The organism is Goekera deserti (assembly GCF_010685995.1).
GTDB classification, from domain to species: Bacteria; Actinomycetota; Actinomycetes; order Mycobacteriales; family Geodermatophilaceae; genus Goekera; species Goekera deserti.
Map to the genome: position 1 here is coordinate 134,208 of NZ_JAAGWK010000016.1, position 13,945 is coordinate 148,152.

A 13,945-nucleotide genomic window follows, 5' to 3' on the forward strand; every position below is an offset into this window, starting at 1 on the left:
TCACTCCTTCCCGGCCACGAGGGCCGGCTGCAGGTCGGCCGCGAGCGCGGCGGCGCCGCGGATCGCGAGGGAGACGCTGGTCAGGGTGGGGTTGCACGAGTTGGCGGTGGGGATGAGCCCGTTGCCGGCCAGCACCAGACCGGGCACGCCCCAGACCCGCGACTCGGTGTCGCACACGCTGGTGCCGTCGTCGACCGGGCCCATCCGGACGGTGCCCATGTAGTGCAGCGAGCTGCCCGGCGGCATGACCTTCGGCATGCCCTCCACGAACGCGCCCAGCGCACCGGCGACCCGGGCCTGGACCTCGCGCGCCCGGTGGAACTCCGCCTCCTCGCGCTCGGTGACCTCGTAGGCGATCCGGACGCCCGGCAGGCCGTTCTCGTCGGGGTGCTCGTCCTCGAACGTCAGCCGGTCCTCCGGACGGGGCCACTTGCGCACGCCCCAGCCCATGCCGACGTAGCCGGCCGGGTTGTCGCGGTAGGGGCTGTCGTCGGGCAGCGGCACGGGACAGACCGGGGTGAACATGAGCTGGGCGTGGAACGGGTGGCGCTCCTCGTCGAAGGGCACCGAGACCACCGCACGGATCGGGTCGACCGGGGTGACCGTGTCCTCCCGCGGCGGGACGGCGCCCTCCCGGAGGGCGACCACGCCGAACAGCAGCGGGTGCTCGGTGAGGTACCGGCCCAGCGCCGCCGGGCGGACGCCGGAGGCCCACAGCAGCTGCGGGGTGCGGATCGCGTCGGCCGCCACCACGACCGCGTCGGCGCGCACCTGCTCCTCGGCGCCGGTGCGCAGGTCGCGCAGCACGGCACCGGTCACCCGGTCGCCGTCCCGGACCAGCCGGACGGCGAGCGTCTCCGACCGCAGGGTGAACCGCGGGTCCTCCAGCACGGGGGCGAGGACGACGTCGGTGCCGCTCCAGCGCAGCGAGCCGTCCTCGCGCGGGTCGGCGGCCACCGGCAGCGGGCGCACGGTGATGCCGTCCGGTGCCAGCTCCGCGCGGACCGCATCCAGGATGGCGGTGGCCTGCGGGGAGTCGCCGAAGGCGGTGGTGGTGACGTGCAGCAGCTCCTCGGCCGCGCCGACGTGCTGCTCCCACTCGGCCTCGTCCAGGAAGCCGATCCGCTCGCTGCCCATCGGGCGCGGGGTCGCGCAGGTCCAGTGGGCGCCCTGGCCGCCGACGCAGGTCGCGAGGGCGGCGGCCGGCATGCCGGGCGAGCCGTCGGCCGCGCGGCCGACCAGGTGGGTGCCCTGCCGGGCGGTGATCGTGCCCTCGACCACCACACCACCGGGGATGCCGGACACCCCGCTCTCCCCCGCCCGCCCCTGGGAGGCCAGCCGGGCAACCGCCTGCTCGCCGGGGTCGGTGATGTTCTTGACGTTCATGCCGGGCGGGGTGCTGACCACCGGCCCGGCCTCGACCATCAGCACCGAGACCCGGGGCAGCTGCTCGAGCAGCCGGCGGGCGTAGGTGGCGCCGGTCGGCCCACTGCCGACGATCAGGACGGTCGGGGTCATGCGGAGGCCTCCTGGGCGAGGGGTCGGGTGCCGGCGAGCTCGGTGGCGAGCGCGCGGGCGGTGATCACGCCGAGGGCGACGGCGGTGAGGGTGGGGTTGCAGGCGGTCGCGGTCGGGATGACGTTGTTGCCGCCGACGTAGACGTTGGTCGTGCCCCAGATCCGGCCGGTGGGGTCGCAGACGCTGGTGCCGTCGTCGGCCGGGCCCATCCGGGTGGTGCCCTGGTAGTGCAGGGAGCTGCCCGGCGGCATGACGAACGGCTCGCCCAGCGGGGTGCCCAGGGCACGCGCAGCCTCGGTGATCTCCGCCGTGGCCGCGTCGATCGCGGCGAGGTCGGCCTCGGTGAGCCGGTAGTCGATCCGGATCGCCGGCAGGCCGTGCGCGTCGGTCTCGGCGTCGTCGAACCAGACCCGGTCGTCGGCGGTGGGCTCCTTGCGGGTGAACCAGCCCAGGCCGACGACCTGGCCGGGGCGGACGGTGAGGCCGGGGTCCAGCGGCACCGGGGAGGCGTCCATCTGCATGACCTGGCCGTGGAAGGGCCGGTCGGCGGCGTAGGGCACCCAGGACACGCCGGACAGCGGCAGGATGGCGCCACCGCCGGGCGTGGACGCCGAGGACCGCGGCACCGCGCTGTCGACCGGGGCACCGGCCGGCACGTGCCGGTCGTCCAGCACCGACGCCGCCATGATCTGCGGCTGGTCGTTGAGGTACCGGCCCAGCGCCGCGGGCCGGATGCCCGAGGCCCACAGCAGCTGCGGGGTGCGGAAGGCGTCGGCGGCCACGACCACGGCGCGGGCGTGCACCGTGCCGGGGGCACCGGTGGCGACGTCGACCACCTCCACGCCGGTGGCCCGGTCCTCCTCGCGCAGCACCCGGCGGGCCACGGTGCCCGCGCGCAGTTCCACCTGCGGGCGCTCCCACAGGTCCCCGGCGATCACGGCCGGGCCGGTCCAGTGCAGCTCGCCGTCCTCGGCGACGGTCACCGCGACCGGCATCGGGCCGACCGGCCGGCGGTGCGGGCGGTCGAAGTGGTCGGCCAGCGCCGCCTGCACGGCGCCGATCAGCGGGGCCCGGTCGAAGGCGTGGGTGGTGACGGCCAGCAGCTGCTCGGCGCGGGTCATCGCCACCTCGAGCAGGGCCGGGTCCAGCACGTCGGGCAGCTCGTCGTCGCCGGGCCGGGGGCAGGCCGCGGTCCAGTGCGCGCCCATCCCACCGACGTTGGTGGACACCGCGGCGTTGGGCATGGCGGGTGCGCCGACCAGCACGGTGCCGGGCCGGGCCGGGGTGCCACCGGGCAGCGGGTCGGCGTGCGGGGTCAGCGCGGCCAGCGCGGCGGTGCGCGCCTCGGCGTCGGCGATGTTCTTGACGTGCCCACCGGGCACCTCGCCGACCACCGGCCCGGCCTCCAGCACCAGCACCCGCAGCGACGGGTCGGTGTCCGACAGCTCCCGCGCGACCGCCGTCCCGACCGGCCCGGAGCCGACGACGACGACGTCGTAGGAGGCGCTCACCGGGCGGCCACCGGGGTCTGGGCAGCGAAGAGGCCGGCGAGCATGTCGTGCTGCGCGCGCAGCTGGTCGAAGGCGCTGTGCCGGTCGCTGTAGGCGTGTGCCTCGTACTCGCTGGAGATGAACCCGGTGTAGCCCTGCTCGACCAGCACCCGGGCCACGGCCGGCCAGTCGATCGACGGGTCGGTCAGCCCGTCCGGGCCCTGCTCGACGCCGTAGAACTTCCCGTGCACGTGCACGACGTGCGGGAAGAACTCGGCCCAGCGCTCCGGCGCCATCCGGCCGTGCATGGTGAACAGCATCTTCAGGTTGCCGACCTGGGCCGGGGTCGCGCCGGCTGCCGCGGCCCGGCGCTCCAGCTCGGGGAACTTCTCCGCGGTGGCGCCGGGCTCGGCCCACAGCTGCTCGGCCACCGCGGTGACCTGCGGGTCGATCCCCGCGGCACGGTGCGCGTCGTGCACGGCGGCCGGCACCGCCCGCATGCTCGAGCTCATGTCCGGGATGAACCCCAGCAGGGGCGTGTCCAGCCGGGTGAACAGCTCCTTGAGCGCGGCCACCGGCGGGGCGTCGATGGTCAGCGGCGCGTGGATCTCCACGCCCACCGCGATCCCGAGCGACTCGGCCAGCGGCAGCAGCCGCTCCAGGATCGCCGGGGAGGTCTCCACGCCCACCCGGGTGACCGGGAAGCCGAGTGCGGCGGCGCCGCGCAGCTGGACGGCGACGTAGTCGTGGGACTCGTCGTCGCTCAGCAGCCGGCCCGGGTACTGACCCAGGTCGTTGTTGATCGCCAGGCAGGACGGGACCAGGCCAGAGCCCTCGACGACGTCGCGGACCTCGGCCACCGCGGCGTCGTCGAGCCGGGGCCAGCCGCGCAGGCTCTGGAAGGCGACCATCTCCAGCCCCGGGCCGAGGTCGCGGGCGGCGACCTCGGCGACCAGCGAGCGCAGGTCGCGGCCGGGCCGGCGCTGCTCGAGGGTCAGGCTGAACAGGGTGGTGCCCAGCCGGGGCAGGCCGGGCCCGGTGGTGGTCATGGACGGGCTCCCGTGGCGGTGAGGGTCTTGTCGGTGGAGCTGGGCGCCACCAGGGGCACCCGGTCCGGGCCGGTGAGGATGTAGGGGATCGACAGCCCGAGCAGCAGCTGCACCCGGTGCTCCCGGCCCGTCCCGGTGGCCACCGGGGTGTGCAGCACCACCGGGTCGGTGGTGAACCAGTACTCGTCACCCCGCTCCGCCAGCTCGGCGAAGGCGTACCGGTGCCCGTTCACGGTCACGGCCAGCGTGGCCGGGTCGACGCGCTGACCGTCGACGGTGAGGTCGACGCGGGCGAGGGAGGGCAGCGGCAGGGCGCGGTACCAGTGCGAGTGGACGGCGATGTCCAGTCCGTCGGGGGTGGCGGTGAGCGCGTCGGCGCGCACCACCTGGTCGTCCAGGGGTCCCATGGGTCCGGTCCTCTCAGGAGGCCAGCGTCAGCCGCTTGCGGTCGCGGCCACCGCCGGGCACGGGCATGTAGGAGATGCGCAGCCGGACGGCGACGGCCACGTCGTGCTCCCCCGGCGCCAGCGGCTCGTCGGTGAGGAAGGCGAGCTGGGCGCGCTCCCCCATCTCCCACCGGTCGTCGGTGGTCCGGCCCAACTGGTCGGGGGCGTAGGTGTTGCCGTGCACGGTGAGGGTGGTGTCCGCCGGGGGGACCGGCCGGCCGTCCAGGACGAGGTCGACGGCCTCGACCATCGACAGGGTCAGCCCCCGGTAGTAGGGCATCCGCACCTCGACGACCCCGCCGGCCCGGCCGTCGTCCCGGGCCCGGAAGCCCTCCTCGCAGACGATGTACTGGTCGAACATCAGATGGACCCCGTTCCTGTGGTCGTCTGCCCCGCCCCGGGGAGGACGGGGTCCTGCTCCCCGAGCAGACGGGCGAACATGGCGTGCTGGCGGCGGACCTGCTCGACGCTGTCCACCGGGAAGGCGTCCTGGACGTGCCGGTTGCCCTCGTACTCGCTGGACAGGTGGCCGTCGAAGCCGCCGTCGACGAGGACCGGGACGATCTCGTCGTAGGGGATGGAGTACTCGACCCCCTCGTCGGTCATCTCGTAGAACTTCGCCTGGACGTGCCCGATCAGCGGCATGTGGTCGAGCATCGCCTTCGGCTCCGACCAGATGTAGTGCGTCGCCTGCCGGGCCAGCCCGAAGTCGGCCGGGCCCCCGCCGCGGTAGTGGACGACGTCCATCAGCGCGTGGGTGTCACCGTGCTCGTCGTAGGTGCGGACCACCAGGTCGACCAGCTCCGGCTTGGCGCCGTCGCGCAGCGCCCGCTCGCTCACCACCCGGGGGAACCGGCGCACGTACGTGCCCATGTCGGGCATCAGGCCCAGCGCCGGCGAACCGGTCCGGTACATGACCTCCAGGTGCTGCAGGATCCACGGGTGCTCGTAGTGGAAAGGCGCGTGCACCTCCAGCAGCAGCCGCACCCCGGCCTCCTCGGCGTAGGGGGCCGCGGCCGCCATCACCTCCGGGGAGGTGTTGATGATCGCCCGGACGATGCGGGCGCCGAGCCGCACGGCGATGTCCACGTCCTGCCGGATCGAGGCGACCTGCTCCTCCAGGGTCAGCCAGCGGTCCGGGTGGCGCTTGGTGTCCAGGAAGAGGTCGGTGGCGGCGGTGTGGGTGCCGTAGCGCTGCATCCACCCGTGCCAGGTGTCGACGAACTCGTCGGTCAGGTGCGGGTACCCGGGGATCGACTGCTCGGGGATCACCTCGATGCCCAGCGCGCCGCAGTCCGCGGCCGCCCGGATGCAGTCCTCCAGCGACATGGTCCGGAGGAAGAACTCCTCCTGGTAGGAGTACAGGCTGACGCCGCGTCGGACGGTGTGCGTGGTCACGGCGGCCTCCTCAGGCGCTCGCCGCGGCAGGCCGCGACGCGGTGGGGATCGGGGCCCGGCCGGTGGCCGGGTCGTGGGACGTGATCGGTGCCATGACAGCTCCTGCGGTGTGGATGGTCCTAGGCGGTCGGGTCAGGGGGGCGGACGCTGCGGACGTCGACCCAGCCAGGTGGCTCCCAGGGCCGGGCCAGCGCGTCCCGGAGCCGTTCGGTGAGCTCCCCTGGGTCGGGCAGCGGGCCGCTGCGCCCGTCCGGGTCACCCACGGCGGGCCGGGAGCCGGTCATCGGACGGTCACCGTGGTCCGGGCCGAGGCGCGCTGCACCAGCGGCACGCCGGGCAGCACCTCGATGTAGGGCACGCGGACGGCGAGGTCGACGGTGACGTCGTGCACGTCGTCGTGCCGGGCGGGCACGTCCAGGACCACCCGGAGCGGGTCCCGGAGGTCCCACCAGACCTCGGAGCCACCGGCGTCGGCGACCGTCCCGGTGAAGCCGGCGGCCTCGACCCGCTCGACCCGGCGGGGTGCCCCGTCCAGCGACACCGACAGGGACTCCAGGCAGGACAGCGGCAGCGACCGGTACCAGGGCAGGTGCACGGCCAGGTGCAACCGACCGTCGACCGCCGTGGCCGCCTCGGCAGGCAGGGTGCCCTCGCTGAAGGTCATGCGGGCACCGCCGTCCGCTGGGCGAGCAGGGTGGACAGGAGGTCGTGGTGGGCCCGGGTCACGGCCAGCGCGTCGGCGTCGTCCCGGTCGAGCAGCTCGTGCCCGCCCCACTCGCTGAGGAGGGCGCCGTCGTAGCCGGCCTCGGTCAGGGCGGCCAGCCAGGCCCCGTGCGGCGCCCGCACCGTCTCGACGTCCGGGTCCCAGAACTTGGCGTGGGCGTGCCGCACCAGCGGCAGGACCGGCGCCCAGTCCTGCGGCGTGGACCGGCCGCAGCGGCCGAGCACACCGGCGGCCAGGGTGGCGAGCTCGGGCTCGCGGGGCAGGCCGGCGACGGCGGTGAGGGCACGGCCGATCCGCGGGCCGACGGGGCCGTCGGCGGCCCACGCGGCGTGCACCGCGGCCACACCGTCCGCGGACAACCCCCGCCGGGTCAGCGCGGTGTCCAGCGCGTGCGGCAGTGCGGGCGTGGTGAGGCTGCTGTCCAGCGTGAAGCCCAGGAACGGCGTGCCGGACGCGGCCTGCAGCTCGACCACGTCGCGCACGGCGGGCGCATCGGGCGACGTCGCCCCCTGGAGCTCGAAGGTGAGCACGACCCCCAGCCGCTCGGCCGCCGCGGCCGCGCGGCGCAGCAGCGCCGGCTGCATGCCGAGCGTGGCGCGGACCAGCGGGAAGCCGAGCCGGACGGCGGCGGCCAGCTGGGGCAGCAGGTCGGCCAGGGCCTCGTCGGTGGTCAGCGACCGGCCGCGGTGGCGGTGCAGGTCGGTGTACACGCCGAGGGCGGCCGGCTGGAGACCCAGCCGGTCGACGGCGTCCCGGAAGGCGCGCTCGTCCTCGGCGGACGACGCCGGGAACCCGCGCCAGCTCTGGTGCCCGACGACCTCGATGGCGGGGCCGCACCCGGCCGCGGCCAGCCGGTCCAGCAGCCGGGTGGTGCCGGCTCCGGACCGCCAGTCCGGTGTCAGCGAGAACAGGGTGGTGCCCAGGGTCGGCACGTCAGGCCACCGGGACCCAGCTGCGGGTGCGCGCGGACTCCAGGACGGCCTCGGTGATCCGGGCGGCGCGCAGGCCGTCGGCGAAGGTGGGCAACCCGTCCGGATCCTCGCCGGCCAGGGCCGCGTAGGTGTCGGCGACGAAGGCGTCGAAGCAGTCCTGGTACCCCTGCGGGTGCCCGGCCGGGACGACGCTGTAGCGCGCGGCCGCCTGGCCCCCGCCGGCCCCTCGCATCAGCTGGCGGTTGACGTCCCGCCCGCCGATCCACAGCGAGTCGGGGTTCTCCTGGTCGAACGCCAGGCTCTCGCTGGCGGCGTCGACGGAGAACTCCAGCCGGTTCTTCCGGCCCTGGCTGACCTGGCTCACCGTCAGCGTGCCGGTGGCGCCGCGGTCGGTCTCGAACAGCACCACCGCGGCGTCCTCGGTGGTCACCGGGCGGCCGCCCCGCTCGGGGACGGTGGTGACGGTGCTCGCGGTCAGCCGGGCGATGCGGTGCCCGGAGACGAACTCCACCAGGTCGCACCAGTGCACCCCGATGTCGGCGAACGCCCGAGACGCCCCGCCGGCGGTGGTGTCGACCCGCCAGTTGTCGTCGGTGTCCTCGGCGAGCCAGTCCTGCAGGTAGGAACCGTGCAGCAGGCGGACCGGGCCGGCGGTGCCGTCGGCGACCCGGGACCGCGCCTCGCGGACGGTCGGGTAGAAGCGGTAGACGAACGGCACGGTGGCGGTGACGCCGGCCTCCGCGGCCAGTGCGACCAGCTCGGCGGCCTCGGTCGCGTCCACCGCGAGCGGCTTCTCGCAGACGACGTGCTTGCCGGCGGCGATCGCGGCCCGGACCAGCGTGGCGTGGGTGGCGTTGGGTGTGCAGACGTGGACGACGTCGACGTCGTCGGCGGCCAGCAGCTCGTCGACCGACGACGCCGCGAACTCGGCGCCGATCCGCTCGGCGCCGGCGCGGGAGGACTCGGGGGTCGACCCGCAGATGCGGGAGACCACGCCACCGTTGCGGCGGACGGCCCGGGCATGGACCGTGCCCATGAAGCCGACCCCGACGATGCCGGCCCGGATGCGATCGGCCACTGGTCCTCCTGGAGCTGGTGCGGCAGTGGGCGCGTGACTACGGCCACATACTTCTGCCGCTGAACGGATGAAGTCAAGGCAAGGTGTGCACAAGAACGGTGATGCTGGCCATCGGGGCCGGTGATGCGCCCTCCACCGGGCACGACTCCCCACCGGGCCGCCCCATGGGCGACCCGGCAGCGAGCGCGGCGGCTACTTGATGCCGCCGGCGAAGCCCTGGATGAACTTCTTCTGGGCGAAGAGGTAGAAGGCGAGGATCGGGACCATCGAGATGATCACGATGGCGAACACCTTGTTCCAGGCGGAGACGAGCGAGCCGACGTAGTAGTACATCGACACCGGCAGGGTCTGGTTGTCCGATCCGCCGAGGAAGATCAGCGCCGAGAAGAAGTCGTTCCACACGATCAGCCCGGTGAGGATCGCCACCGTGCCGGTGGCCGGTGCCATCAGTGGCAGCACGACCTGGACGAACACCCGACCGGGGCTGGCCCCGTCCAGCGCCGCGGCCTCCTCGTAGTCGCGGGGCAGGCCGCGGAAGAAGCCGGCGTAGAGGAAGACCGCCAGCGGCATGAGGGAGCCGACGTAGAGCACGATCATCCCGCCCAGCGACCCGACCAGGCCGACCTGCCGGGCGCCGATGTACAGCGGCACCAGCCCCAGCTGGGTGGGCAGCAGGATGGCGATCAGGAACAGGTAGAAGGTGATCGTCCCCCACCGGGCCGTGGTGCGGGCGAGCACGTAGGCGGCCAGCGAGCCGAACGCCACCAGGCCGGCGATGCTGCCGACGGTGATGATGACGCTGTTCAGCAGCGCCAGCAGGATGTTGTTGTCCCCGCCCGCGGTGAGCACCTCGGTGAAGTTCGACAGCGTCGGGTGGCTGGGGGGCGCAGACGTGCTGGTCGAGAGCAGCTCGTCGTCCGGCTTGAGCGCGGTGGCGACGAGGAAGTAGAACGGCAGCAGCGTCAGCAGCGCGACGCACCAGACGACGCCCTCACGGACCGCCGTCGCCCTGGTGTAACGGAACACGGGTCAGCTCCTCAGTTCCGGTCCCGGGTGGCAGCCTGCTGCAGCACCGAGAAGACGAGCATGATCAGGGTGAGCAGGAGGGCCAGCGCGGCACCGAAGCCGAAGTTGCTCAGCGCGAACGTCTCCTTGTAGACCTGGGTGGCCAGGGTCTCGGTGGCGCCGGCCGGTCCGCCGCCGGTGAGCGCCATGACCTGGTCGAAGACCCGGAGCCCCTGGATGAGCATCAGCGTCGAGGCGATCGCGATCGACGGGCGGATGCTCGGCACGGTGACGTACCGGAAGCGCTGCCAGGTGCCGGCCCCGTCCAGCGCTGCCGCCTCCTCGACCTCCGGGGACACGGTGGCCAGGCCGGCGAGGTAGATGACCATCACCATGCCGGTGGTCTGCCAGGCCATGACGACCAGCACGCACCACAGGGCCAGGTCCGGGTCCGCCAGCCACACCCGGGGCTCCAGGCCGACCCAGCCGATGACGGTGTTCAGCGGCCCGCGGAAGTCGAAGATGAACTTCCAGACGTAGGACACCGCCAGCGGGCTGAGCACGACCGGCGTGAAGAAGAGCACCCGGAGCAGGTAGCGGGTCTTCAGCGTCCGGTTGAGCGCCAGGGCCAGCGCCAGGCCCACCACGTTGGTCAGGACCAGGAAGCCGAACGCCAGGAACAGCGTGTTCTCCAGCGCCCCGATCATCGTCGGGTCCTCGAAGATGCGCCGGAAGTTGTCCAGCCCGACCAGGTCGAAGTCGCCGATCCCGGTCCAGTCGGTGAAGGCGTACAACGCACCGCCGGCAGTCGCCAGGTAGTGGATGACCAGCACCATCAGGATGGCGGGCAGCGCCCACCACCAGCGGCCGTAGCTGATCAGGGGCCGGTACCGCCGGGGGCGAGCGGCACGCTCGCCCCCGGCGACCGGGACCTCGCCCCGGACGAGCGGACCGGTGTCCTGCGGGGTGCCCATCGTCGCGGTCATCGGGTCGGTCCTCCGTCTCGATCCGGGTGGTCAGTGACCGGGGCCTACTGGTCCCAGGCCTGGTCGACGGACTCGAGCACCGACTGCACGTCGCCCTGCCCGCCGACGAGGCCCTGGACGCCGGAGGCCAGCGCGTCGTAGACGCCGGGGTTCGGCCAGCCCTGGTTGGGCAGCGGCGCGTAGTCGCCGGCCTCGAGCAGCTCCGCGACGGGCGCGTACACCGGGTTGAGGTCGTCACCGGGGCCGGTGATCGGGACACCGCCCTGGATGTCGGTGAACGTCTTCGCGTTGTCGGGCTCGGCCATCCAGTCCAGGAACGCCTGGGCCGCCTGCTTGGCGCCGTCATCGGCCTTGGCGTTGATGCTCAGCGCGTAGTTGGAGCTGGCCAGCATGTAGGGCTCGCCACCGGCCGCCGGCGGGAAGGCCTCGATCTCCAGCTCGAGCCCGGGGGTGGCGTTCATCAGCTCGTTGGCCGAGGAGCCCGGCAGGAAGGCGCCCAGCGAGGTGCCCTGGGTGATGCCCTGGGTGATCGCGTCGAACCCGCCGCCGGCGGCGCCCTGCTGGAAGCAGCCGGCCTCGGTGAGGTCGACGACGGTCTGCAGGGTGTCCTTCCAGCCCTGGCTGTCGGCGAAGGTGACGTCGCCGGCCGCGCGCTGCTCGTTCCAGTCCGGCGTCTCGGCGTACACCCGGGTGGCCGAGATCGCCATCGTCATCAGACCCGGGTTGGGCGGCACGGCTCCGGCGATCACGAACGCGGACTTGCCCTCGTCGGCCAGCGTCCCGCAGCTGTCGATCAGGGAGTCGAAGTCGGTCGGGGCGTCCACCCCGGCCTCGGCGGCCGCGCCGGAGTTCCAGGTGATGCCGACCGGGATGAGGCTGGTGGGCTGGGCGTAGACGGTGCCGTCGATGCCGAACAGCGCCTCGCTGCCCGCCGGGACCAGCCCGGCCGAGGTGTCACCCAGCGGCTCGAGGTACCCGGCCTCGGCCAGCGGGATCGCGGAGTTCTCCTGCCCGGAGCCCGGGGAGAACATCATCAGGTCGGGGGCGTTCCCGCCCTGCAGCTGGGTGCGCATCGTCAGGCCGAAGCTGTCCGGCGGCAGCGCGTTGGTCTCGACGTCGACACCGGTCTCCTCGGTGTACTTCTCGACCAGCTTGACCCAGGGGTTCTCCTGGCCGCCGCTGGCGTTCTCGAACGCGAAGGTGAAGCCGTCCGCGGAGCCGCCGCCGGACCCACCGTCGTCACCTCCTCCACAACCGGTGAGCGCCAGCGCGCTCACTGCCGGGATGACGACGAGGGTGCCGATGCGGCGGAACCCGCGCGGGGACTGCAGAGTCATGTCGCTGCCTCTCAGGTGCGTCCGGACGACCGGACGGCGGTTCGACGGAGGTGTGCCTCGCTGCCTCGTCCACCTCAGACCGTGGCATCACTCACGTGATGGCAACCACATACTTCTGACTCGCACCGGAGGAAGTCAATGCGCTGCGCGCCTAAAGAAACTGATGCCTCGCATCGGGCTGGTCGATGACCGGCCCGTCCGCGTGCCTGCTGATCGACGGCACGCGCCGTCCCGCAGCCGGCGTCAGCCAGGCAGCGGTCAGCGGAGCAGCAGTCAGAGGGCAGTGGTCAGCGGGGCAGCGTGGCCACGTCCGGCCGGCCGGCCGGGGAGGAGTGCGGCAGCCACACGGCGAGGCGCGCCGGACTGAACAGCTCGTCGATGACCAGGTGCACCGCGCCCGCGAGCCCGGCGGCGTCCCCGAGCCGAGACGGCTCGATGCGCAGGGTGCGCGTGGCCAGGGGCAGGGACCGGCGGTACACCGCCTCCCGGATGGCGGCGAGGACGTGGTCCCCGGCGTGCACCACCCCGCCGCCGAGCACGACCAGTCCGGGGTTGTAGAAGCTGACCAGGGTGGCCAGGGTGGCCCCCACCAGCCCGCCTGCCCGGGCCAGCAGGGCCCGGGCCGCCGGGTCGCCGCGCTCGGCCGCCGCCGTCACGTCGGCGGCGGTGAGGTCACCGCGGGCGGCCAGCAGCTCGGCCATCACCGGTCCGGCACCGCTCTCCGCCAGCTTCCGGCCGTCCCGGGCCAGGGCCGCCCCACCGGCGACCGCCTCCAGGCAGCCCACGTTGCCGCAGCGGCAGACGACGTCCTGCGCCTCGGCGACCGCCACGTGCCCGATGTCCCCGGCGCACCCGTTCACCCCGCGGTGCAGACGCCCACCGGAGACCAGACCCGCCCCGATCCCGGTGCCGATCTTCACGTACAGCAGGTCTTCCTGCTGCGCCGCCACCGGGTTGGTGCGCAGCTCACCGAGGGCGCGCAGGTTCACGTCGTTGTCCACCCAGACCGCGGCCCCGAACCGGGCGGCCAGCCGGGCGCGGATGGGGTGACCGTCCCACCCCGGCATGATCGGCGGGGCGACCGGCAGCCCGGTGGCGAACTCCACCGGGCCGGGCACCCCCACCCCGATCCCCCACAGCGGCGGCGCCCCGGGCAGGCCCGCGATCAGCTCCTCGACGAGCTCGTCGACCCGGCCGAGGACGACGTCGGGCCCCTCCGCCACGTCGATGACCTCGTCGACCTCGGCCAGCACGGTGCCGGACAGGTCGGCGAGGCCCACCCGCATGCCGGTGGCCCCGATGTCGGCGCCGGCCACCAGCCCCGCCTCCCTGCGCAGCCGCAGGCGCCGGGGCGCCCGGCCGCCGGTGGACGGGCCCAGTCCGTCGGGCACGACCAGCCCGGCCGCCTCGAGCTCGGCCACCCGCTGGGCGACCACACTGCGGCCGAGCCCGATCTCCCGGATCAGCTGCGGCTGGGTGACGCCGTCGCCCGCCCGCACCGCGCCCAGCACGGCCGCGAGCCCCTCCAGCCGCTCGAGGGACGAGCGGTCTCCGCGGACAGCCGCCCGGTCCTCGTTCACGGAGCGAGGCTAACCGTTCTGCCGACCGGGGACAGAAGTGCGAGGTGGACCGGCCGCCGGGGTGGCCCGGTCACCCCAGCAGCGGCGGTACGACCGTCGTCCTGTTCTGGTCGAGGCCGCGGCGACCGGGTCGGCCCACCGCTCCCCGTGCCGACGCTCCCCAGCCGGGTCGAGCTGACACCCCCGGGACAGCGACCACGAGCCGGGCGCGGGGTCGTCCGAGCTGCCGTGCCCAAGACCCAGGGCACGACACAGGCCGCTGACCAGGTCGATTACCTGGCCAACGGCCTGTGTGCGTCTGTCGGGCTGACAGGATTTGAACCTGCGACCCCTTGACCCCCAGTCAAGTGCGCTACCAAGCTGCGCTACAGCCCGAGCTCCGGGCGGCGTGCGGGATGTCCC

At 73.9% G+C, this 13,945-nt stretch carries 14 protein-coding genes and 1 tRNA gene; all 15 read right to left on the reverse strand.

Features of this window, described 5'->3' with window-relative positions:
* Positions 1 to 1,518, reverse strand: coding sequence for a GMC oxidoreductase (locus G1H19_RS12385; RefSeq protein WP_152731155.1), 1,518 nt, complete (start codon positions 1,516 to 1,518; stop codon positions 1 to 3).
* Positions 1,515 to 3,029 carry a GMC oxidoreductase gene (locus G1H19_RS23245; protein WP_174278056.1) on the reverse strand — a complete coding sequence of 505 codons (1,515 nt, stop codon included), beginning with the start codon at positions 3,027 to 3,029 and terminating at the stop codon, positions 1,515 to 1,517. Before G1H19_RS23245 ends, G1H19_RS12385 begins: the two co-directional genes overlap by 4 nt.
* On the reverse strand, positions 3,026 to 4,057 hold the full coding sequence (locus G1H19_RS23250) for a sugar phosphate isomerase/epimerase family protein (RefSeq protein ID WP_152731156.1): 1,032 nt from the start codon (positions 4,055 to 4,057) through the stop codon (positions 3,026 to 3,028). The genes G1H19_RS23245 and G1H19_RS23250 overlap by 4 nt, the downstream gene beginning before the upstream one ends.
* Positions 4,054 to 4,464, reverse strand: coding sequence for a C-glycoside deglycosidase beta subunit domain-containing protein (locus tag G1H19_RS12400; RefSeq protein WP_152731157.1), 411 nt, complete (start codon positions 4,462 to 4,464; stop codon positions 4,054 to 4,056). Before G1H19_RS12400 ends, G1H19_RS23250 begins: the two co-directional genes overlap by 4 nt.
* Before the next feature lie 13 nt (positions 4,465 to 4,477).
* A complete protein-coding gene (locus G1H19_RS12405; RefSeq protein WP_152731158.1) occupies positions 4,478 to 4,864 on the reverse strand; it encodes a C-glycoside deglycosidase beta subunit domain-containing protein in 387 nt (128 codons plus the stop codon).
* A complete protein-coding gene (locus tag G1H19_RS12410; protein ID WP_235927836.1) occupies positions 4,864 to 5,901 on the reverse strand; it encodes a sugar phosphate isomerase/epimerase family protein in 1,038 nt (345 codons plus the stop codon). Before G1H19_RS12410 ends, G1H19_RS12405 begins: the two co-directional genes overlap by 1 nt.
* 119 nt (positions 5,902 to 6,020) lie before the next feature.
* Entirely contained in the window at positions 6,021 to 6,185 is a 165-nt protein-coding gene (locus G1H19_RS12415; RefSeq protein ID WP_163638818.1) for a hypothetical protein, read from the reverse strand.
* On the reverse strand, positions 6,182 to 6,565 hold the full coding sequence (locus G1H19_RS12420) for a hypothetical protein (RefSeq protein WP_152731159.1): 384 nt from the start codon (positions 6,563 to 6,565) through the stop codon (positions 6,182 to 6,184). Before G1H19_RS12420 ends, G1H19_RS12415 begins: the two co-directional genes overlap by 4 nt.
* The gene (locus G1H19_RS12425; protein WP_152731160.1) at positions 6,562 to 7,557 is read right to left on the reverse strand and encodes a hypothetical protein; all 996 of its coding nucleotides are present in this window, start codon (positions 7,555 to 7,557) and stop codon (positions 6,562 to 6,564) included. The genes G1H19_RS12420 and G1H19_RS12425 overlap by 4 nt, the downstream gene beginning before the upstream one ends.
* A gap of 1 nt (position 7,558) precedes the next feature.
* Positions 7,559 to 8,635, reverse strand: coding sequence for a Gfo/Idh/MocA family protein (locus tag G1H19_RS12430; RefSeq protein WP_162392112.1), 1,077 nt, complete (start codon positions 8,633 to 8,635; stop codon positions 7,559 to 7,561).
* A 192-nt stretch (positions 8,636 to 8,827) separates the two neighbouring features.
* On the reverse strand, positions 8,828 to 9,661 hold the full coding sequence (locus G1H19_RS12435) for a carbohydrate ABC transporter permease (protein WP_162392111.1): 834 nt from the start codon (positions 9,659 to 9,661) through the stop codon (positions 8,828 to 8,830).
* An 11-nt stretch (positions 9,662 to 9,672) separates the two neighbouring features.
* Positions 9,673 to 10,626, reverse strand: coding sequence for a carbohydrate ABC transporter permease (locus tag G1H19_RS12440; RefSeq protein ID WP_152731161.1), 954 nt, complete (start codon positions 10,624 to 10,626; stop codon positions 9,673 to 9,675).
* 44 nt (positions 10,627 to 10,670) lie between these two features.
* Entirely contained in the window at positions 10,671 to 11,963 is a 1,293-nt protein-coding gene (locus tag G1H19_RS12445; protein ID WP_152731162.1) for an ABC transporter substrate-binding protein, read from the reverse strand.
* 287 nt (positions 11,964 to 12,250) lie between these two features.
* Positions 12,251 to 13,543, reverse strand: coding sequence for an ROK family transcriptional regulator (locus tag G1H19_RS12450; RefSeq protein WP_162392110.1), 1,293 nt, complete (start codon positions 13,541 to 13,543; stop codon positions 12,251 to 12,253).
* 301 nt (positions 13,544 to 13,844) lie between these two features.
* A tRNA-Pro gene (locus G1H19_RS12455) sits at positions 13,845 to 13,918 on the reverse strand.
* Between the last annotated feature and the right edge of the window lie 27 nt (positions 13,919 to 13,945).

What these genes read in the sequence shown, in the direction of transcription:
- G1H19_RS12385 (WP_152731155.1), bottom strand. Translation starts at nt 1,518, where the DNA reads ATGACCCCGACCGTCCTGATCGTCGGCAGTGGGCCGACCGGCGCCACC.
- G1H19_RS12415 (WP_163638818.1), bottom strand. Translation starts at nt 6,185, where the DNA reads ATGACCGGCTCCCGGCCCGCCGTGGGTGACCCGGACGGGCGCAGCGGC.
- G1H19_RS12400 (WP_152731157.1), bottom strand. Translation starts at nt 4,464, where the DNA reads ATGGGACCCCTGGACGACCAGGTGGTGCGCGCCGACGCGCTCACCGCC.
- G1H19_RS12445 (WP_152731162.1), bottom strand. Translation starts at nt 11,963, where the DNA reads ATGACTCTGCAGTCCCCGCGCGGGTTCCGCCGCATCGGCACCCTCGTC.
- G1H19_RS23250 (WP_152731156.1), bottom strand. Translation starts at nt 4,057, where the DNA reads ATGACCACCACCGGGCCCGGCCTGCCCCGGCTGGGCACCACCCTGTTC.
- G1H19_RS12405 (WP_152731158.1), bottom strand. Translation starts at nt 4,864, where the DNA reads ATGTTCGACCAGTACATCGTCTGCGAGGAGGGCTTCCGGGCCCGGGAC.
- G1H19_RS12420 (WP_152731159.1), bottom strand. Translation starts at nt 6,565, where the DNA reads ATGACCTTCAGCGAGGGCACCCTGCCTGCCGAGGCGGCCACGGCGGTC.
- G1H19_RS12440 (WP_152731161.1), bottom strand. Translation starts at nt 10,626, where the DNA reads ATGACCGCGACGATGGGCACCCCGCAGGACACCGGTCCGCTCGTCCGG.